The organism is Bradyrhizobium sp. AUGA SZCCT0182, assembly GCF_018130185.1.
Taxonomy (GTDB): domain Bacteria; phylum Pseudomonadota; class Alphaproteobacteria; order Rhizobiales; family Xanthobacteraceae; genus Bradyrhizobium.
Genome location: NZ_JAFCLY010000033.1, coordinates 1 through 25,253 on the forward strand (window position 1 = coordinate 1; position 25,253 = coordinate 25,253).

Sequence of the window (25,253 nt, forward strand, 5' to 3'; positions counted from 1 at the left end):
TGCGCGTAGGCGTCATCAGCCCCCGCCAAAGCGACCGGGGCAACGCTCAGCGCCAGCCCTGCTGCGACCAGACTTCGCCTTGTGAGCGACTTAGAAAAATCCTGTGCCATTGGTTGTTCTCCCTGGTCTTCGGACCTGCCCCCCGCTTTTCTCGCTGCAAATTGGATGGTCTTGGGGGGAAGAGGTTCCCCAAAAAACGGATGCGTCGGATCCGCTGGGCCGGATGATTATCTGGGAAGTCCCCGCTTGTGCCGGCAGCTCTCTCTAGGACGATCGGCAAATCCTCAGCTCGCGCGGCCTGTTTTAGGTCTGATGGATGGGCACTAGGACGGGATAGTGCCTAGACGACAAGGGACCGCATCGGCAAATGAAAGAGCCCGCCAACTGAGACGGTCTCTTGGCTTGTTTAGGGACGTAGTGCTGTCCTTTGTGCGGACAGGACACGTTCGCAATCCTAGTTGAGCCGACGTTTTCCCGCGCGAACTCGTGAAGACGTTTCTTCGCACAGTTCCAGATGAACCAACAAATCCTGCGACGACACCATTCTTACCCGCGATGGCAAAATCCCGAAACACATACGTGCATCCTTACCGCATCGAATTCGCCAACCAAGGAGCTAACGATGCGCAAACTAGTTTTTTTCAATCGGAGCCCTCGCGATTGCTTTTATGGTTGCATTTGCCTGGTCACACACTGTGCTCACGCCTTCCCAAGCAGGCGTCGCTGGGTCAATCAATCCCACAGATATGATGTCGAACTACAAAGGCACGCTTCCGGTTGAGCAATGGGAAGCGATCTAGCGTCTTTCCAAGTTCATCCCTCCCCGACTTGAAACTGGAGCCCTGGCAATCGGCATTTTCTTGACACCAGGGCGTTGACGTCAGGACAGGCGGCTTCAAGCTCTTCGACAATGACGCGATGCAAACACACGGCAAGCGACTTGTCATGAGTTGTGGCCCTCCGACAAACGGCGCGTTCTCACGCTGAGCAGTGGCGATGGACTGCAGCTTATATCCACTCTCACCGCGCCCGGTCCGTGCCGGCTAATAGTGGCAGGAGGTGTCAGGTTGGCTCGTTCTCGCGTTCAGCTAGTCTAGCGGCGCCGGCTCACCGTTCCTGGCCTGGATGTGCCTAGACGAGGCGTGATCTCGCCACCTCAAACGCACAACGCCTCCCAGCGGAGTATGATCGCTGGGTGGGCGTTGGTATTTCCTTGGTCGGGCGCTGAAATCCCGGCAGCCCAACCGTAGCAATTGACATGCTACAATCGTGTGACACGCGCCGCGCCTGGGCCGCCTCTGTTGGCGGCCTATTTCAAACTGGCTGACGCTTACTAAAAAACGGCCCCAGCGCGGGAAAGCAACTGGAGCCGTGAAGACTTAACGTTGACCTCAAAGCACAGAAGCGTCTGTACACTTGTGAACGCAGGAACCGAGTTGCGCGAAATGGGTTGGCGCTCCCACTGGGTGTTGGCGTCTTTCTTGAACAACCCCCGGCCGGGCGTGAACCGCCGGGCCCGTCGTCATTTTCGCACTCATCACACCACTCGGTGGCTAATGGGGCGCGGGCTGCTTCAACTCATGGAGTCGTCGGCACCGGCCTCGCAGCGTTCTGTTGATTGCGCTTGAACGGCCGCGGCAGCTGCGAATTGTTCCAATCGTCGTTGCCCGAGCACGATAGACAACCTCCCAAACGGCCCCTGGATTTCGTGCTCCAGGGGCCGTCGCCTTTTGAGGGCGGCCCGAATTTAGCGGTGCCCGCCGTGAAGGACTGTCAAAGACAACTAGAAAAGCCCAGGACCAACGCGGCCGAATGCGGGCTGATTAGCGACCTCGCCACGGACCACGCAAAGCATGACCTGTTTGACCGGCTGGCCTTGCATCTCACAACGCTTGCCGATCAGGTTGAGCTGGCGAGGATCGAGGCGAAGCCCTCGAAGGGGTAAGCCCACCTGGGCACCAAGGCTCGGACACGGGCGCGCTCGGGAACGAACATCATAGTGGGGCATTTATCATCAATGCCGCACTATAATTTTGAATTAGCGAATGGACATCGAATTCCTGACCCGCGGGGCCTCAACTGTAGAGATAACGAGGATGCGATCGCTAAGGCGCACCAAATTGCGAATGCGATGGCCGTAGAAGTCGGAGAAACACCTCGTTGCCTTGTCGTAGTGGACGATGAAGGAAACGATCTCTGTAAAGTGCCAATCGCGCCGGCACCCTGAAATAGTTGGAATCAATTCAGCCGGCTAATTCGGAACTCGAGCTTGGCATGCATTACCTCGCCTATCTCGTCTCTAACCCAAATCGTGATCTCGGATACCGTCTGCCCAGTGTACATCAAATCCCGCCCTAAGTTGCAAAGTGCCAAGCCGGCTTCCACACGAGCGGCATCGAGGTCGGGAAAGCGCTCGCCTTCCTCATCAACGGACCGCGGCGCGCCCCCTATTTGAATGTCGAAAAAATATAGACCCATGCAAGGCAAGACCCCGACCCAGGAATTCGTTCCGGGGCTGACCTCCTGTTTGGAACGGAGCCCTGCGTCTTGAATTAACGCCAAGTCGTATCGCCCCTGACGTCGTGAAACTTGCGATGGTTGGAAGTAGGAACTGGCCTTCGACGGAGGAGGATGATCGCCGGCTGCTTGAATTGCGAGACAGCGGCAGATCTTATCTTTCGATAGCGGTGGCCATGAGACGCTCGGCCTCTGCTATTAGAGGTCGTCTGTGGATTGTCCGGGCCTGAGCGAAACCCACCCCAAACCCATCACTGAAGACCGATGCGTAGCGCCACGTTCGAACCTTGCATCCCGACCCGCGGCACCAAGGTCCCCTCTTCCAAAAATTGGCTCCATGAGATCAAGCATGATGGCTAAACGGGAAGGCAGGCGTCCGCCTGTTCACCTGAAACGGTTCCGACTGGAGTGACCGCTATCCGCTCGTCATCGAAGCCGCGTTGCGCAACAGGAACAGCTCCTTCGTGAACGATGGCGAAGCAGTTCTGCTTGGCGTCGATGGCATTTCCGACTTCGACGGCCTGCACAGCCGCAAGCATAACGATGAGGTGCAGTTCTACGCTTTCGACATCCTGGTCAGTGACGGCGACGACCTCCGCAAGCCGCCATTGAGCCTGCGCAAGACCAACCTCACCCGGCTGCTGGCACGCCGGATCGACGGAATTTTCCTGTCGGATTTCGAACAGGGCGAGATAGGGCCCGACCTGTTTCGTCACGCCTCCTGCTCGGCCTCGAGGGCCTAGTTTCCAAGCACCGCGATCGCCCGTATCGCGGCGGCCGCTCGCCGCACTGGATCAAGGTGAAAAACCCGGCCTCGCCGGCGATGCACCGGGCTCGGGACGCGTTCCGGGAGCGTCCTAATTCCGGCACCCGAAATTTAAAATGGACAGGGAACATCCGCGGCGGATGGAGCGTAGATTTTTGGTTCCCGATAACTTGCGTCCCCGAACCGGGAGAAAACCCCCACGGGTTGGCGGCCTCAGCGCGGCGCCCCGCAGCTGGGGCCTTTTGCTCAGATTTAGTCCTCGGGAACAAGTGGCAACCGCTCCGAGTTAGAATCCCGTCTAATGGGATTTAGACATCGTGCCTTCACGGCCTCAGCGCGCGCTATCCCCCTTAGGCGCTGGGGCCGTTTTTTTCCGCCCGCTGCAGGAATTAGGACCATCTCGACAGTAGCTATGACTCCCTTCGGAAACAGACCTTGGACCGTTGAAGATGGCGAGCGGTTGAAATCGCTGGTTGCCAGTGGGGTGTCCGCCGCGCGCGCCGCATCGATCTTTCGCTGTTCGCTAGCCTCGATTCGCAAGCGAGCCTGGAAGCTAGGCGCGCCGTTCCCTTCTGTGAGGGAGGCCCGTAAACGTAACGCGATCAGATGTGCCGAAGCCGAAGCGGCCCTGTCGGCTCACGAGGCGCAGGAAAAGCTTTTATCCAAGACGCCGCGCGGCGGCCAATAGCCGTGTAATTGCGCGAGTTCCAAAAGCAACGGCCCCAGCGCCTTTCGGGGGACGCGCTGGGGCCGTTTTGATTATGTCCGGCGTCGTCGTCCAGACACACGCCCCAACGCCCGGTCATTGCCACTTGTTCCCGAAATATTTTGCCGATGATTTCGTGGATCCATCGGTCGCCGTTGGGCACGTTGCCGATCGAGGTCGGAAGCGCAGGCTCAATGAATCCGAGGAAGGGCGTCCTGACGCCGATCGCGGCCGGTTTCCTGCGATTAAACGCCACGGGTCACACCAGGCGTATTGGCAGCGGCAGCTGCACGTCGCGATAGCGTTCGAAGCCGTCGGTGAAGCCCTGCAGGAAAAACGGGATATCGCGCCCCTGCAAATCGCAGCGCCGGCGCAGCTCGTGGACGAAGCGGTTGGTCCAGTCGTTTCCGCGCCGGAAGCGCCGCCGGGCTATCCATTTCGATCCCCGCGGCGTGGCAAATATCGATCGCATGATTCAACCGGGTTTTGCCCTTGATTTCGGATGTTTCGAGCTTTCCTTTGAATCTGATTTGATCACACTCAATTCTCCGTTTGCCTCCAGACAAGCCTCTCGAACCTCGGCGAGTTCAGAAACTCCTTGTTGTCGCAACTGACCCCTTAGCTCTTCTTCGGTGATAAACTCCTGGCGCATATTATGGCGATTCATCTTGCCATTTTTTATAAGCGGAAGCGGCGGGGGAGATAAGAGCCGCTCAAATATTTTGAAGCGGTAGCTGATCCAATTAAGGAACAGGTTCCAGAATACGATAGTGAGGACCAGAACTACACCCTCTGTAATAGACTTATATTCTTTGGCAAATCCGTTTTGTGCAGCGTCGGCTATCACGACAATAACAAGTATGTCGGCAATCCCAATGGTTGAGGTCTGACGCACCATCACAAACCGTAAGATAATGAAAAGCGACAGGTACATCACCGTGCCCCTCAACATCATCTCCGCAACGGAATGGGTCGGAATTATCAGCTCCGCCCATTCGATTAACAGTAATTTGTCCAAGTTTTCCTCGCATTAGAGCCTGAACTGCCGCTTGCCAGCCTTCGTCCCATGGACCGCAAATCAAATCTCAAGAGATCGACCCTGTCCGGTCGACCGCACGCGTTGCTATCGAAGCTCGTTCAAAGGGTTGCTTAACATCAACTGATCCAAATCTTTCGAGCGTTGTACGGTGATTTACGACGATCAGAGGAAATCGAAGCAGCAGAGCGACCGCCTGCTTCCAGTACCAGCAGTCGGCGGTCATACTCATCGGTCCAAGGTTGGTTCTTGTTCTCGGTCATCGTATCAACCGACGCGGTTTGCGAGTTGCCCCAGCCTTGCTAGTTGGCGTCGCGGTTCTCTTTCACATAAAGGTCTTTTGTCGCCTGATCGGTCATTCGCTTTTCCGCGCTGGTGCGGCTGCGGGTGCGTAGGATTCCGTAAGCGATAGCAATACCCAGAACAACAGCACCGCCAAGCCATAGCGCTACCGGGAGATGCGAACCAGTCTCAACCGGTAATCCTTGAGCCACGGCATGATCCGGTAAGTAAAGCAAGAAAAGCGACCCGAAGATGCCCGTGGCTGTGCCGGATAGGTAGGTAGCCGCTACGCCGCGAGGCAAAATCTCCATCTGCAAATCCTCCGTTAAGGAGTCTAAATCCCCGACGACGTCGAACGTTCCTGTACGCGTCTTTATGCGCTGGCACCTCCAATTGCCCGATTCGCAATTTAGGAACAGGATCGGCCTCGCGTGTATTGGCGACCGGGTAAAGCTGACGATCGAACGGGCCGGCGTTGCCCGCACAGCGACCGTGGCTATGGGTCCGACAACCGAACCATTGACAAGTTCCGCGATCAGAAAACGATGCCTGTTCAGTGCGTAAATCGGCGCAGCCGGTGGGCATGGGGACCGGACAACAAACGCTTCTTGGATAACATCACGTGACGCCAATCCAGCCTGATCCTGCATTCCCGTTACAGTCACGAACCGGAACAACTGGATGGTCTGAGGATTCATCCCTGACGAGGAGATTTCCGGTGCTGATGACTGACACGCCAAGGCCACCGACCCGCACACTTCAGGGATGGGCTATCAAAGTGCTGCAGGAAGTCGGCGCTAAGCGCCGAGTGAAATTCTCGGAAAGCGGCGCCTTGCTCATGGGGAAGTTGTTTGACGACAAGGGCCACCGCATGGGTCCAAGCTTTTCCAGCAAGAACGGCGTACGGTATCACTTTTACGTCAGCACCGCGCTGCGCGGACGCAAACAAAACGCCGGCTCAGTCACGCGGGTCTCAGCGCCGGAGATTGTGCAACTCGTCGAAGCCGCGCTCAGCGAAAAACTCCAAGCGCCGCGGGAGGAAATGCTGGATCATGTCGAACGTATCATGGTTTCGGCGGATCGGATTCGGGTGACGCTGCTGAAAGTCTACAAAAGAAGAGGTCCGATCGACATCCCCTGGATGGCAAGGTTGAAGGGGATCGCGCAAGTCCGGCTTGCTCCAGAGAACAAACCGGACCAAAAGCTCTTGAAGTCAATTGTCCGGGCTCACGCGTGGCTCGGCGATCTGTCGGAGGGCCGCTATACTTCCGTTGAAGAGTTGGCTGCTGCTGCCAATCTCCACCCGAAAGTCATCCGGCAGGGACTTAGACTGGCGTTCCTTGCGCCCGCCGCGTTAGAGGTCGTTCTGCGTGGCGATGCAGTCCAGCTGAAGCTGATCCCAAAGCTCCTTCCCTTGTCATGGCGTGAGCAAAGCTCGTCGATGGCCTGAGTTCAAATATAATAGAACCTTCGGGCCGCCATTGGACCAAATGTATTCCGGCGGTTCTCGCGGCAAACTCTATCCCGAACTAACATCCTCCTAAATTGATGCCGGGATGCCCAACAATATTTACAAGTTTCGTCGAAAGAAGTGGGCCGACCCGAAGCGGTTCAAACTGATGACTGACTTCCGCATCGGCTGGAATGATCGGGCGGTCGCGATCATTAATCGCAATGGAGCCGGATCGCTGGAGTGACGTCAGGAATCACACGGGGGTGATAAATTCAGCTTTCTTAGGAGTGGATCCAGCCCGTCAGAACGACACCGCTTAACCTCACTAACCTGCTTCGGAGGCTTATCAGCGGCGCGCTTCTTTGATTGCTTTGTGATCTTGGCTCTATTGCTTGCGGCCTTGGCATTAAGATCAAGCGGATCGTGCCAATGACGAGGAGTAATGCCGCGATGCGGGGAAATGGCAGCCTGCTTTGGAGCTGGTGGTTGCAGATCGGCTTGGCCTTGTTCGCTAAGCTGAACATACACAACATCGACCCTCTCAGAGGCAGCCGGCGTGTCCTGATTGATTACAAGCGGCATTCGATCGGCCTTGTTCCCAGCCACCACGGGCATGACAACTTCAGGCGCGGGCGGCGGCGCCGATTTCTTCGCAGCTGCAGCAATAGCACCTAGTGCAGCTAGGCAAACCACTCCAAGCGCGACCGCTCTAATCACGTGGGAAGCCCCCTGTGCAGAGAGGCTCCCAGCGTTGTGATCAAATTGGTTTAGAATAAGGCCGCTCGGCCCAATGTCACTGACCTAGGCGCTGGCGTCGGCCGTCTCTCCGGCGGTGACGCATCCGGCGATGCTTCGTACCCGCGGCCTGGAGCGGAGGTAGTGCAGCCGTAGGTCGGACAAGTAAAACAACGGCTCCGCTCGGCTCTCGATCGAGGCAAGCAAAGCTCGGCCAGCTTCGGTGATCTGCCAGCCGGACTTGTCACGCAAGACAAATGCTTGGGTAAAGATTTCGAGGCCGGGCGCACGCGCCGCCCAACGTTTTGTCCGATTAGTCCAGTCTGGGCCACTGGAAATGAGCATGGCCACCTCAGCTCTACCAGAGTGAAGCGCGTCCTTCTGGATATCCGGCCAACACCTTGAGAACGTAATCTGAAAACTCACACCGCCCCCGACGTGCTCGGTCAACTTCAGCTTGAGAGGCCGCGAATTCATAAACCATCAGCGCTGGTCAACTTTGGCCCGCCGTCTCGGATGCGGGGCGCCTTCGCCCCATCGAATGTTATGGAACGGTCTAGCCAACTACTCGTCCAGCAACTCAAGGAAGTCGCTTATTCGGTCGAACGGCTTCGCATTGCGATTGCCGATATAGACCACGCGGTCGCCTTCGCGCTGCAGCGACTTCGCTCTCGACTTGCGAAGTCGACCAGGGAGGAACGTCGCCGCAACAGCCTCGGGGCCGACGTCGAGCCTCATAATGCCGCGCCGCTTGCAATCGAGCCTGAGCCTTGCGGCCGCGAAAAACTCGCGCGCTTCCGGCGGCAGCCTGCCGAAACGACGTGCGGTTTCGTCCTCCAAATCCTCGAGATCATCCTCTGTGCGACATCTGGCAATACGGCCATAGATTTCCAGGCGAACAGCGTCCGACTGTACGTAGCCCGTGGGCAGCATGTCGGCGATCGGCAGGTTCAGATCAGGCACCCACAGTTCGGCGCCACCGTCGGCGCCCTTCTCCGACGCCCGCTTGAGAAGATGGCTATAGAGCATTGGCCCGAATACCTGCAGATGGCCAGACTGCTGTTCGGAGAACAGGTCTCCTGCGCCCCGCAGATCCAGATCACGCTCGCTGATGGCAAAGCCGGCGCCGGGCTTGCTGAACTGCTCCAGCACGGCCAAACGCTTCTCGGATTGTTCGGAGTTCGACTCGTTTAACAAATACGCGAAAGCACGCGTGCCGCCTCGTCCGACGCGGCCTCTTAGCTGATGAAGCTGCGACAGACCAAACTTCTCCGGCCAGCAGATGACGATGGTGTTCGCCCGGGGGATGTCGAGGCCGCTCTCCACGATATTGGTCGCGAGGAGCACGTCCGCTTCACCTTCGACGAAGCTCATCATTCGATCGTCGATATCCTCAGCAGGCAAGCGGCCATGGAGACATACGATGCGAAGGTCTGGAGCCGTCAACTTCACCCTTGCCAGCATCGGCTCCAGATCCTGGATACGGGGGCAAATCAGAAAACTCTGCCCGTGGCGTCTTTGCTCACGCAGCAAAGCCGCGGCGATCGCGGCGTCCGACAGCGGAGCAACCCTGGTGACGATAGGCAGCCGGTGAACCGGCGGAGTCGCAATAATGCTCAGGTCCCGGAATCCTGCAAGACCCGCCGCCAGCGTGCGCGGTATCGGCGTGGCGCTCATCCAAAGGGCATGAACGCCCTTCGCAAGGCCTGAAAGTTTCGCCTTCTCCGCCGCGCCAAAATGCTGCTCCTCGTCGATGATGACGAGGCCGAGGTCGGCAAATTTCACGTCGGTCGAGGCGAGAGCCTGTGTGCCGACAACGACTTTCAGTTTGCCGCGGCGGAGTTTTTCCTTCGTATCTCGTATCTCCGCTGCCGTTGCTGCCCGCGACAAATTCGCCACTTCTATCCCGAGCGGGCCGAACCGCTTGCGAAACGTCTCGACATGCTGTCTGGCGAGGACCGTGGTCGGAACCGCAACAGCGACCTGTTTTCCCGAGAGCGAGACAGCCGCCGCCGCCCGCAAGGCGACCTCGGTCTTGCCGAAGCCGACATCACCGCAGACCACCCGGTCCATCGGGTGACCGGCCGCCAGATCGTCCAGCACGTCCCGGATCGCCTTGGCCTGATCAACCGTCGTGAACCAGGGAAAGCGCGCGACGAATCTTTCATAGGCCGCCCCCGGAGCAACCAGCTTGGGAGCACGCCGGCGCCGTCGTTGGGCGATATGTTTCGCAAGCTGTTTGGCCGCTGCTTCGATTTCCTGCTCGGCCTCGCCACGCCTGTTCCACCACGTGCTGCCATCGGCCTTGTCTAACGTGAGCTTACCGGGCTCTACAGCGTAGGGCCAAATCAGGGCGAGATCGGCAGGCGGAACAAGCGCAGCATCATCCCCGGCGAATTCGAGCCTGATCATCTCGCGGTTTGTACCGTTCCCCATGTCGATGGTCTGCAAACGATCAAGCAAAGCCAGGCCACGCTGGAGATGAACGACGGCCGCGCCGCGCTCGGGAATATCCGGGTGATTGAAGGCAACTGTCCAGGCTTTGGCCATCGGTTGCGGATGATGGGCACGGCTACCGAGCACGTCAGACGCGGTCACAACCAAGGTCTGCTTTTTCCCGGGAGCGAAAAAGCCCGCGTCGAAGTCGGCCAACAGCGCGCCCTCGCGTCTTCTGGCCTCCACCGCCTCGTCCCAGTTGGCGAAACGCTCCGCCCTGACCCCACTCATGCGCTCCATCGCACGCAGATCGTCTTCGACCGCGGCGACGAAGAGCAAACGAGATCCGGCGCGTTCCGCACGGGCCACGAACGCGCGAAGCGCTTTCCTCGGTGCCGCGACCTTCGAGAAGTCGGGCGTGGCCACAAACGCCGCCTTGGCAGGAAGCACACTCGTGCGCTTCTTCAGCTTCTTCCAGTCCCCTCGCCCCAGATATTCGCGTTCCGAATCCCTGCGGCCGGCCGCCTCCTCGATCGTACTCAGCCAGCTGTCAGCGTGAACAGGTACTTTTGCATCCGCGAACCATCGTGCGCGATCGCAATAGTCCGGGAAGGTAGCCCGCTGCGCCCGGTTGCCGCCCAGCGCGAGGCGTTCCGACATCGGATCGACAATCAGTTCCTTGAGATCGGATATGACGTCATGCTCATTCGGGTCGACGGCAACAATTCTGCGAATCGAACCGCCGGAATGCTCGATCCGGTACGGCCCGAGAGCACCGGCCGGGAAGATCTCGAATGTCGCGCCGTGAAAGAGCGCGGCGCCCGGATATTCAGCCTCTTCGTCGAGATCGTAGCCCAATTCCTCAATGCGTGCCTCGAGGTCCTGCTCGGCATACGGCGCTAGCACCTTGAGGCTTAGACTGATGCGGGACCAACTCGCCGGCAAAGGCAGCCGCTCCATGATCGCCTCTGCCGTCGAGACGAGCAGAATCGGCTTCCTTCTTCTGGCAAGACGGCGCAAGACCGAACTCCGCCTGCCTGCGATCTCGCGCGACGGTTCCAGCCCATCGAACGGCAATGTATTCAATCTGGGGAATACGAGAACATCGAGCGATGGATCGAGTGCATGGACGATACCGCCGAGCCGCTCGGCCCTGTTCTCGTCTTCAGCGAGAAACACCAACCCATCACGACCGGACTTTTTCCACTGCTCGCGAAGATGGAGCGCCAACATGCCGAGGGGCGAGGACGTCGAAATCGTGGAAATCGCGGCTTTTCTGCCTTTGTTGGTCACGCTTTTCCTGGTCGCACCGCGGGCGCTGACCTTCTTGCTTTTTTTCACGAGACTTCCATCGTCATTCAAGAACGTAGCTGCTGCGAATTGCCGGCAAAATACAAGTTATTTACTTTCCACGCTTCCCTGGATTGCGGCGCTTGACCCGCTTTCCAAGGGACAGCAACGTGAGAGGCGCCTTTGAATACAGAACGGATGGCCCGGCGTTTGGCGGCGGTGCTGGCGACAAATGTTGCTGGTTATAGCCTATGCCACACCGAAAACTTGGCCACCAAGTCGGCGGCCACAACAGCGTGGCTTCAAATCTGATGGCCTTACAAGCCGCTGGGTTCACTTGACATAGTTTCTGGATGTGAACGCCGGAACGAAGCCGTACGTAGATCAGATAGTCCTTACCGCTAACAGTATTTTCGATGAACGCTACGTTGTCGGCGAGCGTGACCTGCAACGTATTTATCGCAGGGCTTGGCAAGGGTGACTTCCTCGCATGACGACGGGCAAGAAATGGCCCCCTAATGCTGATCCTCCACTATCGCGTGGGTATGCGGATGCTCATGGCTAGACCTGCCGCTCCATTGCGAGAAAAATCGCAAAACCGAACTTCCGCGACGGCGGCTATGGAGTGTCAGTTTCGGTGGCTGCGAGATAGGACTTGAATCTATGATCTTAAGCTTAGGCCTGACGAGTTGAGCCAAGCTGCCCACGCTGAACTGCGTTCAAACTGATACGCTTTTGTTAGAAGGCTTATCAGTCCAAAAACAGACTACTTCGATCGCGCAGCAGTCTTGGCGAAAGACTCCACAATCCCTGGCAGTCGGGGGAGAGAACTGGTCTAGGAGGAGGGCCACGGAGGTCGGGCGGCAGTGGTGATCGAACAGGTCTCCGCCGATAGTCTCCGCAAAACGCGAATATTCGCGGATACGGCCGGAGACTTTCGGCGATTTCGCCACTGGGATTGGGAAATCGGGAGCCTGGAGACAAGATCGAATGCGCGAAAAGCCCGGATTTCCGGCCCATTCTGGCGGCTCTTCGGGAGCCCGGCCGAACGCCGGAATGGGTGGCTGGGGCGGGAGGGATCGAACCTCCGTAGCACCCCCATTTAACCCTTTGAAAAAACTTGATTTTCACGCTCCGTTGCTGAGGCTGTAATACACTCCTGTGAGACAGCGCGCAAGCTGCGTCGCCACTCGATTGTCTACGCCCGTTGCACCCAGCTTGTCGTCCTTAAATGCCGTCGGCTGTACGATCTGGCATGGCGTGAGGGACTCGAACTCCGATCCGAAGTTCTTGGTTGAATATTCCGCTTCGAACCGGAGACGCGAATACGACGCCGCAGTCGGCACGAGGGATCTGCAGGCAATGTCTCCTCAAGCCCGTGGGCTCATATGATATGGGCACCATCGTCACGCGCTGACCGTCGTCGCCATGCGTGCCGGCGGCCCGAAAGCTTCACGTTTGGCTCTTGCCCAACACAACGATACAAGTGGGGGGTAGTAACGTGGGGCGTCGGCGAGGACCCGCCTACAGCGGCGCCGATTCTCGACTATGAGGGAATGACCTTTGTCTGGATCGCAGACCCATCACATGCCGGAGCGCAGGCGGCGGCTGCCGCCACGTGATCCTAGGTGGATTCGGGGCCAGCTAGCAGACGCCACCGCCGCGCGACGGCTTAAGGGCCCGCCCTCTGCCGGCGCCTCCTCAGAAGTCTTGTATGGCAGCGGGCCGACCTCCGCGCCGCATGAGGAAGTATCTGGGTATTGGTGGGCAGACGACCGCGCGCTTCACGAAGCGCAGTTCGATAGGAACTGCAGCCTCGAAGAAACCAGCGGCCGTACGGGGGAGAGCACTCCAGGCGATCCTCCGGCGCAGTTCGAAATCGAACCTTTTCCCCAGCCGGGGCCAAGACCAACATGTCCTTCCCCCACGGGACCCGACCCAAGCCGCATCCGCGCAGTCCTGGAAGCGCTCGACAGGGATATCGAACGACGGCGCCTGTATCGCGCAGATGGACGCCCCGCCGGAGAGGCATCTGAAACCGCCGGCGCCGATGGTGAACAGACCCTCCTCCTTGGATTCACAGTTCGGCAGGACGCGCTGGCCCAGCGCGCACGCCAGTTGCTGGCCCGCTACAGGCGCGAGATCAGTTCTTCGCTCAGGCAAGAAGACGTCGATCCGCTTCAGTTCGCGGTATGGCTTCAGTCACTCCGGCCATTCTTGCAGGGGTCGTCGTGGCGCGTATATCGCAACGCCGCCGTGGCGGCAGTCCAAATCCTGCCGCATGAGAACCAGAGCGCTGCTGTGACGATGCTGGCCGAAGACGGTCGTCGACGCGCTGTCCATGCACGGCAGGTCGACGGACGAACCCTCCGCAAGGAGGGCAACGGCATCAGGCCGACCCGCGCCACGCGGATCGCCTACTCCGACTACGAAAAACTGGTGCGCTTGCTTCCGACGATCTCGCGAGCTCCAGCGACTGATTGGCTTCGCGATTGGCTCATCGCCGGCGTCAGCTGCGGCCTGCTTCCGGCCGAGTGGCCGCTCGCCGAACTGGAGGAAAAGCAGCTCGGCGGAGGTGAGCTCAAGATCTGGCTGCACGTCGTCAATCCTGCCCAGAGGCACGAACCGAACCGCCTGACCTATCGCACTCTTGAAATTTCCGGCTATCAGCCGGAGACGGTGGCAGCGATCCGGCGCATGATAACAAACTCCCGAACATGGGCCATCGATGGCAAGATCCAGGAACGACGCTCAGACTGTGCGCAACTGCTTTACGAGGCGTGCGATGCGCTTTTCCCGTCCCGCAAGATCAAGTTTTCGTTGTTCACCTTCCGTCACCAGTTCATCGCAAACATGAAAAGCCTCATGGCTCGAGCCGAGGTGATCGCGATGGTTGGTGATGTCGACGTCGATGACGACAGGGAATACTACACCAAACGTCGTGCAGCCTGGATCAAGTCCGATATCAAAAACGTGGCAACGCCTATTGAGGAATACGTTCGGCAGGTCGAAAGGTCGGTTCGTCTGGTTGAAGATCGCAAGACCGTGATGCGACCAGTGACCAAGCGCCGGCGGAACGATGAGGAGAACTTCTAGCCAAGGAGCCTTTGTCTCGATCGATATCAAGATGAGAAGATTCTGAAAATCGAGCGCGCCGATGTCAGCCTTTTCAACCCGTCATCACGTCAGCTAGGTTCGTCGAACGAAGCGCCGCGATTGATGGGGCCCCGCTACCTAGGACTGTCAGGCCCTCCCGCGTTTGAAGATCGAGCTGCTGGGAGGCATGAGCGGTGACAACAACTATTTCTGTGCGTCTAAACGTACGCCTCCCGCGTTTTATGCGAACGACAGCAGGTTGAGCCCATAGATGGCTCTTCCCAAACATACCAGGACCAATCCGAGAGCAAGAGTGATGAGCTGCCCAAAATGCACCTCATCCATTTTGAGGTCCGGCATCATACTCATCGCATATTCTACGGCGAGACAGCCCTCCATTGTCACCTCTCCTGTTCCGGTTCAAGCCACGCTCAATCAGACGCAAATCCCCGTTCTTCTATTGAGGGTGATCGAAGGTGAAGCGTCGGATTATGATGGCTTCTCAGCCGCCCCCTTCAATCCGGCCGACGCAAGCTCCAAAACCGATCGAAACATAACCTTCCCTCGTGCAACGGCCCTCGAACCTGATTTCGTCTCCATCAACGAGAAATCCTCGGCGCTCTCCATTTGGAAGCGTGATGGGCCGTGTGCCAGCAAGCGTTAATTCCAGCATGCTACTCAGTTCTTCCTCGGTCGGATCTGAGATCGTACCGGTTCCAATCAGATCTCCGGATAGCAAGTTGCAGCCATTCACGGTGTGATGGGCGACCATCTGCGCCGGTGTCCAGTAGAGATAGGACGCGTTCGATCCGAGGATTTCGGAAGCCGGCTCATTTGCGGCTCTCATCGCCTTCGTCGACAGAAACACCTTGAGGTCGATGTCCAACCCGCCGCGCTCCTGGTCATAGTCGTCCGCTAAATATGTTAGCGGCCGGGGATCCCCTGCCGGACGCTTCATCGCTGGCACCCGAAACGGAGCTAGAGCGTCCGCCGTTACCACCCATGGCGACACGGAAGTCGCAAAGCTTTTGCTCAGGAATGGGCCAAGCGGATACATTTCCCAACGTTGCACGTCTCGAGCCGACCAGTCGTTTAGCAGTGAATACCCGATGATCTGCTCTTGAGCTTGCGAGACAGTAATCGGATCTCCGGGCTGGTTGCCACCCGCGACGTAAAATCCCATCTCGAGTTCGAAATCCAGTCGTTCGCACGGACCGAAGCCGGGCGGACCTCCATCCACTGATGGAGGCCGTTGTCCGGTGGGCCGGCGGACCATGCCTCCGCCTACTTGCACTGACGAAGCTCTGCCGTGATATGCTATCGGCACCCATTTGTAGTTTGCGGGAAGCGGGTTCTCCGGGGTGAGCAATGCGCCGGCGGCTTTGGCATGGTAGATGCCGGCATAAAAGTCGGTGTAATTCGGCACGGAAGTCGGACGATGCATAACGCATTGTGCCATCGGGACGAGAAGATCCGCAGCACTGCGGCAGGTCTTTTCTCCACTGATACCGACATCAAGTGCGTCGCCGATCCTCTTGCGCAGTTCCCTGAGGCGTTCGCGCCCCAGCGCAACTAGCGTGTTCAAGGAAGGTTCGGCGAAGACGTTCTCAGGGATGTCGACCGACAGTAAACCCAGCCCGAACGCGGCGCGGAGATCGAAGATTTGATCGCCAATCGCGACACCGGCAGATTTATTGGTGTCTTTGCCGCGGCTGAAAATGCCAAATGGCAAATTCTGGATTGGAAAATCCCCCAGCGGATCATTCGCGGTGCTTACAAAGCTCCGGCGTTACGCATCGTGAGTTTCGTCCGTGGGCGTCCTCACGTGGTGGCTCCTGCCAAGATCTCCGTACTCCTGATGCCGGTCTCGGACTGGACGAACTGCGCATCAAACGCATGCCGCTCCGCAGTCGCCCGGACCGTCTTGTCGCTCATCGAACCCAACCATATGGCGAGGAAGGCCAGCGGCATCGAGAACAACGCGGGATTATCGTAAGGAAAAAGCGGCGCAGCATAATGGAAGACGGCGACCCAGACCGTCTTGCTCAGGACCACGAGCAAAATGGAGCTGATCAAGCCGACAATTCCACCAAGAACGGCTCCGCGCGTCGTCGTTCCGCGCCAGAAGATGGCCATCGCCAGAACCGGAAAGTTACAGCTTGCCGCCACCGACAATGCGAGCCCCGCCATGAAGGCGACGTTCTGATTCTCAAACGCGTAAGCCAGCGCGATCGCCGCGATGCCGATCACGATCGCAGCAAGCTTCGCGATGCGGACTTCGCGGCCTTCCGGCGCCTGGCCGCGGGCGATCACTTGACCGTACAGGTCATGGCTAATTGCGGAGGCACCTGCAAGCGTCAGACCGGCAACGACGGCAAAGATAGTTGCGAATGCGACCGCCGAGATAAAGCCGAGTAAGATTGGACCACCAAGGGCTCCCGACAAATGGACCGCCGCCATGTTTGGGCCGCCGATGAGGTCGGTGATCCTATTGAATTGTCCGTTCGCACCGACGTTAAAGAAGCTCGCGTCGGGCATCAGGATTGCGACAGCGCCAAAGCCGAACAGCGGAATCAGCAGGCAAAAATAGGCAACGCAAGTAGTTGCGTAGAAAACCGACTTTCTCGCACCGGCGGAATCCTTGACCGTAAAAAAGCGCATCAGGATATGCGGCAAACCTGCGGTCCCGAATACGAGTGTAAGGCCAAGTGAGATCGCGGAAACCGGTTCGGCAAAAAGGCCCCCGGGCGCGAGAATGGCCGCGCCCTTTGGGTGAACCTGACCCGCCTCGAGAAAGATTCGTCCGAGACTGAAATCAAAGCGCCAAAGAATGACCAACGCCATCAGTGTACCGCCTCCCAGCAACAACACTGCTTTGGTGATCTGTACCCACGTTGTCGCCTGCATGCCGCCAACAGCTACATAGATAATCATCAGCAGTCCGACGCCTGTGATCGCGAATAGGTAGTTCACGCTGAACAGCAGCTGAATAACCTTGCCGGCGCCAATCATCTGCGCGATCAGGTAGAACAGCACGACAACCAGGCTTCCCGTGGCAGCCACCAGGCGAACCGACGTCCGATCCAACCTGAAAGACGCTGCGTCCGCAAACGTATAGCTGCCCAGATTGCGCAGACGCTCCGACATCAGGAAGAGGACCACGGGCCATCCTGTGAGAAAGCCGATCGCGTAGATGAGACCGTCGTAGCCCGTCGTATAGATGAGCGCCGAAATACCCAGGAACGCCGCAGCTGAAAGGAAATCGCCGGCGATCGCGAGGCCATTCTGCACTGGGGTAATCTCATGGCCCGCCGCCACGCAGCACCCCCGAAAACAAGGCGCGAGGAGGAAAAGCCGGTCCGTGCCTGCGCAAGGGTCAGCGGCATCTCGCCTTAAACTCCCTCGGCGCGCCCGCTGCTTGCGGATCGAGCCGTGGCGGCGGCCGGCTGCTTGCGAGCGGCAGCTTTGCGCCAAAAACCGCCGCTTGGACTTCGCAAGCAATTCAAGGTCTTGCCGCAAGCTCCGGAAGCGCTAAATCGTCTCCACAAATTACTTGGTGATCGGGCATGACTCGAACATGCGACCTACGGTTTAGGAAACGGTTTTGCAGACAAGGATATCTACAACTTTAGGCACGCATCTTGCTATGCGTTGCGCCGGGATCGAATCGATCAAGCGCACGACGAATTCTATGAAACGGCCGAGGGTATGGTGATGATGGTGTCGGCGGTATCGGTATGGCGGGAGCGACGATCGTGAGTCGCTATAACGTCATTTAGAGTGTCGATAAATTCGTGGGCCAGCCGAGACAGCAGCAGGTGGCGCGGTCGAACGAGCCTGCCCATTACCTTGATCGAAGGATAGAACGGCCGCATTACTAGATCTGTTGCTGACGTACCCATCATCGCCAACCCGTCGAGTAGCGCGAGGCCTGCGCCGGCTCGTACCAACGCGCATGCAACGGTGGACTGCGACACCTCGATTGCAGTCTTCAACGGAACGTCCGCATCGGCGAAGGCGCGTACAGCCTGGATTCCCAAGGGGAGTTGCCTGTTCAGACATATCAGCGCTTCGTGCTCGAGATCGGCGGGTACGACATGAAGCTTCGATGCCAACGGATGCGTGTGCGGCATGACGCATCCGAAATCGGTCGCCCAGAGATCGCTCACCGACACGCCGGGCGCGGCAATGGAGTCGATGACAAATCCCAGGTCCGCCTGATGGTTGGCGACATGGGTGGCGACCTGGAGCGCGCTCATCGACTGCAGCGTGATCACGACATCAGGCCGCGACCGGCGAAATATTGCCACGGCGGTCGGCAGCAATGCATTTGCGAAGGCCGAAATCGCGGCGATGTTGAGTCCGCCCGCTCGCCCCGCCTGCAGGTCGGCGGCGCGCTTCTGGACGACGTCGAAAGCCGCGAACGCGCTGACGGTCTCTGGAAACAACGATTGCGCTTCGGGCGTCGCCAACAATCGCTTCTTTCGCCGTAAAAATAGCGGAAACCCGAGCCGTCGCTCCGCCTGCTGCAGCGTTCGACTGACGGCCGGCTGCGAAATACGAAGCGCCTCGGCGGCTGCGGTGATGGTGCCGAGCTCCATGACGCGCCGAAACACCTCCAACTCACTCAACATCATAACCTCAGAACATGATTGGTGCAGCTTTGGTATTTTGAACACATACATCAAGGGCCCACAATGGCTCCCGACGGCCTATAGCCGCTCAGCCGGGCGCCGGCCGGCCAAATGCCCCTATGTCCATGGACCTCAACCGATGAACTCACCCCGAATTGCGACGATCACGGCGTTTCCACTCGCGATTCCGTTCGACCACTGGGCCTCGCCGCCGATGTTCGCAGGCCGGCCACGCAAGACCCTCGATACTGTTCTGGTGCGGGTAACGACCGATCAGGGCACCGTGGGCTGGGGTGAAGCCTATGGCAGCTTTTGGTCCGCGGTCGTTCCGGCGATCGAGCAATGGGTTTCCCCTTTGGCGATTGGGCAAAAAGTCGATGACGTCGAACTGCCGGCGCGGATTGAACGGACCTTGCACAATCTCGGTCGGGCCGGCGCCACGGTCCACGCGATCAGCGGCCTGGACATTGCTCTATGGGACATCCGGGGCAAGCTCTGGGAGTGCCGGTTTCGACCTTGCTGGGCGGCCGCCGGCGCGACCGTATCGAAGTCTACGCATCCCTGCTTCAATACAACGGCAATACCGATGATGTCCGCCGCGTCGTGGATCGTGCGCTCGGCGAAGGCTTTCGCCAGATCAAGCTACACGAGCGCACGGTGAACGCCGTCGCTTCTGCCCGCGCCGCGGCCGGCCCGGACGTGCCGTTGATGGTCGATACCAATTGCGCGTGGTTGCCGGCGGACGCTGCTGCCGCCGTTACGGAAATGGCGCCATCCAATCTTCGATGGATCGAGGAACCGATCTGGCCGCCGGAAGACTTCGAATCGCTTGCGGCTCTCAGGCAATCGGCTGGCGTTCCGACCGCCATCGGTGAGAATGCCGGCAATGCTCTCGACTTCAAGAAGATGCTCGCAGCACGCTCTGTCGATTATGTTCAACCCAGCGCGATCAAGATCGGCGGTCTGACGCCGCTTTGGCAAGTCTGCACCGAGTCGGAAGCGGCCGGAACGACCTGTGTGCCCCATTCACCCTTCTTCGGCCCGGGCTATCTCGCCACCATTCACGTGCTGGCAGCCAAGGTGCAGGCGAGCGCCCTGGAAAGATTCTATTGCGACCTCGCGTTCGACCCCTGCGGCGGCTTCGTTCCGATCGAAGCAGGTTTCCTCGCCGTGCCCGACGCCCCGGGTCTCGGAGGAGATCCGGACATGGACTTGATCGATCAGTATCGCCTCTGACTGCCACCCAATCAAGGGGAGAGAAAATCATGCAAAGCATCAACCGGCGTTCGCTGTTGATCGGACTGACATCTGCCGCGACAATCTCGCTGTCCGGACAGCGTGCGCAGGCGCAGCAATATCCGCAGCGACCTGTCCGTGTCATCGTCCCTTACGCCGCCGGGGGCGCGTCGGACATCGTAGCGCGGCTCGTCGCCGCCGCCATGGCCGAGAAGCTCGGCCAGTCACTCTTCGTCGATAACCGGGGCGGAGGTGCGAGCATCATCGGCACCCAGGCGATCGCCACCGCCGCGCCCGACGGTTACACGATCGGCGTCGTCGACAGCGCATTCGCCATCAACCCCAGCCTGTTCGGTACCAAACTGCCATATGACACCAAGAAGGATTTCACGCCGGTGTCGCTGCTGGCGCGGACCTCGCTGCTGCTGGTTGTTTCGGAATCGCTTCCGGTCAGCAACGTCAAAGAGCTTGTCGCGCTCGCCAAGTCGAAGCCCGGCGCACTCAGCATGGCGACCGCCGGCCTCGGCACGGCGGTCCACCTCGGCTGCGAACAATTTCGGCAGGAGACGGGCATCGACGTTGTCCCGGTGCCTTATCGCGGCGGCGGGCCATCCATTATCGACCTGCTCGGCGGGAAGGTCGATTTTACGTTCAGCACCATCCCCGCCGTGCTCGAGCATATTCGTGGCAATAAGCTGAAGGCCTTGGGAAGCACGACAGGACGCATCGCGCAACTGCCTGACGTGCCCAGCATGGCGGAGGCCGGCCTGCCAAAGGTAGACGCAGCTCCGGACTTCGGAATCGTGGCACCCGCCAACCTGCCGGGCTCGATTCTTTCGCAGCTCGCCGCTGTCGCGCAGGGCGCGCTGAAATCCGATGATCTGCGCCGGCGCCTCGATGAAATCGGCTACGAATCTGTCGGCTCCACACCGCAGGAATACATCGCTCATCTCGATGCATCGATCGAAAAATGGCGCCACGTCGTCACCGCCGGCAACATCAAGCCGGAGTAGCGCACAGGTTCGCTTTCAAGATGGCGGTCTTTGCGATGATTGGAGAAATGAAATGCGCTGTCGATTATCTAACGTGATCGCGCTGGTTCTTTTGGCGACCGGCGTCTCATCCGCGGCGTCGGCCTGGCCGGATCGGAGCATCAAGATCATTGTTCCATTCGTCGCCGGCGGCAGCTCGGACACCCTGGCGCGCATTCTGGCGGAGGGATTGCGCGAAAAGCTCGGTCAAACGGTGTTGGTCGAAAACCGTGCAGGCGGCAATAGCGTGATTGGAATGTCCGCAGTTGCCGGGGCCCCGGCGGACGGATACACGTTTCTCGCAGGACATATTGGAACACACGCGATCACGCCGGCGATCACACCTCCGGTTGGGTACGACCCCGCCAAGACATTCGTGACGATTGCCGTTCCTGCCACATCGGCCAGCGTACTGGTCGTTCGCGCCGACACGAAGATCGACAGCTTGAAGGAGTTGATCGACGCCGCCAAGAGCAAGCCTTTCGCGCTCAACTATGGTTCGCCCGGCGTCGGATCGCCGTCACATATGGCGGTCGTGCAACTCGCAGCTCTCTCCGGAATCGAAGTAACGCACATCGCCTATCGCGGCAACGCGGCCGCGGTCACTGATTTGCTGAACGGGACGCTGGATTTCATGTTCGGGAGCCCGGCAGAGGTGCTTGAACTCGTGCGCTCCGGGAAGTTCAAGGCGTTGGCGACGACGGGCGAGAGCCGGTCGCGTGCCACTCCGGACATCCCCGTCGTTGCCGAGACCGTCAAAGGATACGAATTCCGCACGTGGCATGTGATGTCCCTGAGAGCCGACACGCCTCCCGAAATCATCGAGCAGGTGCGCAAGGCGGCAACCGGAATTGTTGCCAGCGACGCCTTTCACAAAAAACTCAATGAACTCGGTCTCGATGCAGTCTGTGCCAACGGCGCGGAAGCAGAAAACTTCGTGCAAGCTGAAATCGTCCGATGGAGCGCGTTTGTGAAGGCTTCCGGAATCAAGGCTGAGTAACGGTCCGGCTGCAGATGCAGTTGTTAATGCTCGCTTAGAGAACGAGCATGAAAACTGACTATAAGGAAGATAGGACGTGTCAACAAGCCAACGACCAAGCCGGCCGATTACCGTTGAACTGCGTCAAACGGTGGTTGAAGATCTCCCAGAGGTCTCGCTCATCCAAAACGAGGACCTGCGCAACAAGGTCGTCGAGGCCTGGGCCTATGCACTTGCCGAAAGCAGCTTTGATCGCATCACGAGCTTGCCGGCCGAAGGAAATCCCGGCGTTTTCCGCATGAAACGCGGGACTCAGGCCGACCATCTCAGGGGAGTGACGCGAGTCGCGATGGCGATCGCGGACGAATTCCAGACATCGTTTCCCGAAACCGACATCGACCGCGACGTGATCATTGCGGGCGGACTTGTTCACGACGTCGGCAAGCCCTGGGAGTTTGATCCCGTCAATCGGGACAAATGGACCGGCGATCCTTCGCGCGCAGGTTTGCCGTCGCTTCGGCACCCGGTCTACGGCATCCATGTCTGTTTCGCTGTGGGCTTACCGGAGGAGGTGATCCACATCGTCCTAGCGCATCCTTACGAGGGCGACTTTCTCGTTCGAAGCCTTGAATCCACTATCGTTCACCGGGCCGACTCACTCTGGTGGGCGGTCGCGGGCGCCTCGGGGCTGCTCGACCCGAGCAGCAAGAGTGTGCTGGATAGTCGCAAGATTTCTCCAAGAAAACTGCGCAATGAGGGTGGGTGACCTAATAGACAATTCAATTGACATGAAGGGCCCTCGCCGCCGGCCAGAAGCGGTCGTTCCACACGCGCATGCAATCTCCGACAGGGTGCTTCCTACGCTAAACTTTCTCACGCCGGTTCGTCGTGGCAGCCTTCCCAACCGCTCCCGGCGCGAAGCCGTGCAGGAACAATTCGACCGCCATATCAGCAAATTCCTGCGGATCGACCGCGCCCTTAGGATCGTACCACGTGTAGGTAAAGTTGATGATGCCGAACAGGATCATCGTGTAGATCTTCTTGGTGCGCTTGACGATTCGACCCTCGGCGTCGAGCCTGAGCAGAAGGTCGGCGACGATATCGACCAGCTGGCGCTCGAGATCCTTGATGGCCTGCTGCTCCTCCTCGTTCAGGAATGAGAGGTCGTGAATCAGAACGCGCTGCTCGTGCGGCGATTTGGCGTTGACCTCAACGATGGCACGAATGACGTTTTGAAATTGCGTCAGCGTCGGACCGCCGGCCGCGACCGCCGTTTCGACGTGCTGGATCATTTCCCTGATGTGGGCGTCGAGGATCGCGAACAGGATCGCTTCCTTGGAGTCGAAATAATGGTAGAGCGCGCCGCGCGACAGCTTGCAGGCCTCCGCAAGGTCGGCGATCGAAGCTCGCATATAGCCCTGCGCCGAAAACAACCGGGCGGCGTTGGTCAATATGCCGAGATGGATGCCGTCGTAATTTTCAGAGCGTGTTCGCGCCATCGGGTAGTGTCCGCTTCCATTTCAGCTTTAGCTCGTCTTCCCAAGGACATGCTTAGCTGATTCAGCAGCCCTTTTCAGGTATCGACGCTTCGTCCACCCGCCGGTTCAGCCCGCGCCTGCGGCCGATTCGACCCTAACGCCCTTATTGCAAAAAATTGTTTGAACGGCCAGTCGGATTATAATAGAATGATCTAAATCAAGGACAGCCCGGACCAACCGTGCAGCGCGCTTTGGGAGGTGAAATGACGGTTATTAGGGCGGATGCTGTCGTGATCGGGGCCGGTGCCGGCGGGCTTTGCGCCGCAACCCGCCTGTCCCATGCCGGGCTCCATACCATCGTCGTCGACGACAAGGAGCGGATCGGCGGACGCGCCTCGACCGAAGAGATCGACGGCTTTACCGTCAATATCGGCGCGATCGCGATCGAACTCGGCGGCGTGTTCGAGGAGACCTTCAACACCGTCGGCGCACCGCTCGATATCCGCACGCCCGAGCCTGCCAGTTCCTTCTTCATCGACGGCAAGCTGATCGATGTCGGCCGCGGCGGCTGGTCGCTGCTGCTTGGGCAACTGACCAAGCAGGCCTCACGCATCCTGGAGAAATTCGCCGATGCCCGTTCCGGCAACCTTCCCGACGGGCGGCAGTCGACCGAGGACTGGCTCAAAACCTACACCAGCAATGCCTCGGTGCACGCGATCTTCCGCAACCTCTGCGCCGCGATCTTCGCTTGCAATGCCAATGAGCTGCCGGCGCGGGCGTTCCTGACTTATTTCACCAGCAAGGGCGCCTTCAAGCGCTTCGGTTTCTGTCCGCAGGGCACGATCGGTGTCTGGAATGCGCTCGCAAGCGCGATCAAGCGCAATGGCGATATCTGGCTATCGACGCCGGCCGTAGAGATCCACACGGCCGAAGGTCGTGTCGAGGGCGTCACGGTTGTTCGCGACGGTCGGAGGGTGCGAATCGAGACCGATCTTGTCATCAGCAACGCCGGACCAAAGGCCACCGTGGCGCTCGGTGGTGAGGCCGCCTTCCCGCCCACCTATGTCGAGCAGGTGCGCACCGGCCTCAAGCCCGCCGCCAACATCGTCATCAACATCGCCAGCCGCGAACCGCTGATCTCCCATCCCGGCATCGTGACCTTCGGCAAGACGCGGCGGCTCTGCAACATGGCCAACCTCACCGCCACCTGCCCCGAACTGGCGCCTCCAGGCTGGCATCTCTATGTCGCCTATGCCGTGCCGATCCCGGCGCTCGGTGATTTCGACAGCGATGCCGAGGTAGAACTGGCGCTGACCGATCTGCGCGAACAATTTCCGAATTTTGCGCAGGCCAAAATCCTGTCGACCCGGGTGATGCGCGACGACTGGCCGGCCCAGCGCAGCTGCGCGGGCTACGACCTGCCGCGCGAGACCGGCATCGGCGGCCTGTGGTGCGTCGGCGACGCCGTCAAGCAATATGGCAATGGCGGCACGCAGGCCTGCGCGGAAACCGCAAAGATCGTCACCGACGCGATCCTCGCGCAGCGGCCGCACCTGCCGCAGCCGAGCCGGGCCTGAA

General features: G+C 59.1%; 17 protein-coding genes and 2 pseudogenes. 10 read left to right on the plus strand and 9 right to left on the minus strand.

All coding sequences use genetic code 11. The annotated features are described in order from the left end of the window. Positions 1-2,017 precede the first annotated feature (2,017 nt). Entirely contained in the window at positions 2,018-2,227 is a 210-nt protein-coding gene (locus JQ611_RS43130; protein WP_409411308.1) for a DUF6894 family protein, read from the plus strand. 11 nt (positions 2,228-2,238) lie between these two features. On the opposite strand, the gene JQ611_RS43135 is transcribed toward JQ611_RS43130, so the two are convergent. Beyond that, positions 2,239-2,478: a DUF6894 family protein gene (locus JQ611_RS43135; protein ID WP_409363281.1), complete on the minus strand. Its 240-nt coding sequence runs from the start codon at positions 2,476-2,478 to the stop codon at positions 2,239-2,241. A 503-nt stretch (positions 2,479-2,981) separates the two neighbouring features. Here JQ611_RS43135 and JQ611_RS41935 point away from each other — a divergent pair. Further along, positions 2,982-3,260, plus strand: coding sequence for a hypothetical protein (locus JQ611_RS41935; RefSeq protein ID WP_249133527.1), 279 nt, complete (start codon positions 2,982-2,984; stop codon positions 3,258-3,260). 988 nt (positions 3,261-4,248) lie between these two features. On the opposite strand, the gene JQ611_RS28870 is transcribed toward JQ611_RS41935, so the two are convergent. The 3 genes from JQ611_RS28870 to JQ611_RS28880 all read right to left on the minus strand — a co-directional run bounded on the left by JQ611_RS28870 (position 4,249) and on the right by JQ611_RS28880 (position 5,618). Then, on the minus strand, positions 4,249-4,461 hold the full coding sequence (locus JQ611_RS28870) for a hypothetical protein (protein ID WP_212467338.1): 213 nt from the start codon (positions 4,459-4,461) through the stop codon (positions 4,249-4,251). Between the two features lie 3 nt (positions 4,462-4,464). Next, positions 4,465-5,007 carry a DUF421 domain-containing protein gene (locus JQ611_RS28875; protein WP_249133528.1) on the minus strand — a complete coding sequence of 181 codons (543 nt, stop codon included), beginning with the start codon at positions 5,005-5,007 and terminating at the stop codon, positions 4,465-4,467. 320 nt (positions 5,008-5,327) lie between these two features. Continuing rightward, a complete protein-coding gene (locus JQ611_RS28880; RefSeq protein ID WP_212270031.1) occupies positions 5,328-5,618 on the minus strand; it encodes a hypothetical protein in 291 nt (96 codons plus the stop codon). Positions 5,619-6,025: 407 nt separating this feature from the next. On the opposite strand from JQ611_RS28880, the gene JQ611_RS28885 reads away from it, so the two are divergent. Next, the gene (locus tag JQ611_RS28885) at positions 6,026-6,757 is read left to right on the plus strand and encodes a hypothetical protein (protein WP_212270018.1); all 732 of its coding nucleotides are present in this window, start codon (positions 6,026-6,028) and stop codon (positions 6,755-6,757) included. Positions 6,758-8,059: 1,302 nt separating this feature from the next. Here JQ611_RS28885 and JQ611_RS28890 read toward each other — a convergent pair. Further along, positions 8,060-11,164: a helicase-related protein gene (locus tag JQ611_RS28890; protein WP_212270030.1), complete on the minus strand. Its 3,105-nt coding sequence runs from the start codon at positions 11,162-11,164 to the stop codon at positions 8,060-8,062. A gap of 1,620 nt (positions 11,165-12,784) precedes the next feature. Between JQ611_RS28890 and JQ611_RS28895 the strand changes: the two genes are divergently transcribed. Continuing rightward, complete coding sequence (locus tag JQ611_RS28895; RefSeq protein WP_212270021.1) at positions 12,785-14,317, plus strand: hypothetical protein; 1,533 nt, start codon at positions 12,785-12,787, stop codon at positions 14,315-14,317. 502 nt (positions 14,318-14,819) lie between these two features. On the opposite strand, the pseudogene fahA reads toward JQ611_RS28895, so the two are convergent. From fahA to JQ611_RS28910, 3 genes and pseudogenes are all read right to left on the minus strand, one after another. Beyond that, a pseudogene (gene fahA, locus JQ611_RS28900) lies at positions 14,820-16,088 on the minus strand (fumarylacetoacetase); the annotation flags it as partial. 50 nt (positions 16,089-16,138) lie between these two features. Further along, positions 16,139-17,632: pseudogene (locus JQ611_RS28905) on the minus strand (sodium:solute symporter family transporter); the annotation flags it as partial. Between the two features lie 374 nt (positions 17,633-18,006). After that, a complete protein-coding gene (locus JQ611_RS28910) occupies positions 18,007-19,002 on the minus strand; it encodes a LysR substrate-binding domain-containing protein (protein ID WP_212467340.1) in 996 nt (331 codons plus the stop codon). 88 nt (positions 19,003-19,090) lie between these two features. Between JQ611_RS28910 and JQ611_RS28915 the strand changes: the two genes are divergently transcribed. From JQ611_RS28915 to JQ611_RS41945, 5 genes are all read left to right on the plus strand, one after another. Further along, positions 19,091-19,612, plus strand: coding sequence for a hypothetical protein (locus tag JQ611_RS28915; protein WP_212467341.1), 522 nt, complete (start codon positions 19,091-19,093; stop codon positions 19,610-19,612). Continuing rightward, positions 19,555-20,187 (plus strand): enolase C-terminal domain-like protein, encoded by a 633-nt coding sequence (locus JQ611_RS28920; RefSeq protein WP_212467342.1) that lies wholly within the window; start codon positions 19,555-19,557, stop codon positions 20,185-20,187. The genes JQ611_RS28915 and JQ611_RS28920 overlap by 58 nt, the downstream gene beginning before the upstream one ends. A 29-nt stretch (positions 20,188-20,216) precedes the next feature. Then, the gene (locus JQ611_RS41940) at positions 20,217-21,200 is read left to right on the plus strand and encodes a tripartite tricarboxylate transporter substrate binding protein (protein ID WP_249133530.1); all 984 of its coding nucleotides are present in this window, start codon (positions 20,217-20,219) and stop codon (positions 21,198-21,200) included. A 52-nt stretch (positions 21,201-21,252) separates the two neighbouring features. Beyond that, positions 21,253-22,218, plus strand: coding sequence for a Bug family tripartite tricarboxylate transporter substrate binding protein (locus JQ611_RS28925; RefSeq protein ID WP_249133537.1), 966 nt, complete (start codon positions 21,253-21,255; stop codon positions 22,216-22,218). A 76-nt stretch (positions 22,219-22,294) separates the two neighbouring features. Next, positions 22,295-22,963 carry an HD domain-containing protein gene (locus JQ611_RS41945; RefSeq protein WP_212467344.1) on the plus strand — a complete coding sequence of 223 codons (669 nt, stop codon included), beginning with the start codon at positions 22,295-22,297 and terminating at the stop codon, positions 22,961-22,963. A gap of 97 nt (positions 22,964-23,060) precedes the next feature. Here JQ611_RS41945 and JQ611_RS28935 read toward each other — a convergent pair whose 3' ends face one another. Beyond that, complete coding sequence (locus JQ611_RS28935) at positions 23,061-23,696, minus strand: TetR/AcrR family transcriptional regulator (RefSeq protein ID WP_212467345.1); 636 nt, start codon at positions 23,694-23,696, stop codon at positions 23,061-23,063. A 242-nt stretch (positions 23,697-23,938) separates the two neighbouring features. Here JQ611_RS28935 and JQ611_RS28940 point away from each other — a divergent pair, with 242 nt between their 5' ends. Then, the gene (locus JQ611_RS28940; RefSeq protein WP_212467346.1) at positions 23,939-25,252 is read left to right on the plus strand and encodes an NAD(P)/FAD-dependent oxidoreductase; all 1,314 of its coding nucleotides are present in this window, start codon (positions 23,939-23,941) and stop codon (positions 25,250-25,252) included. Position 25,253: the final 1 nt, after the last annotated feature.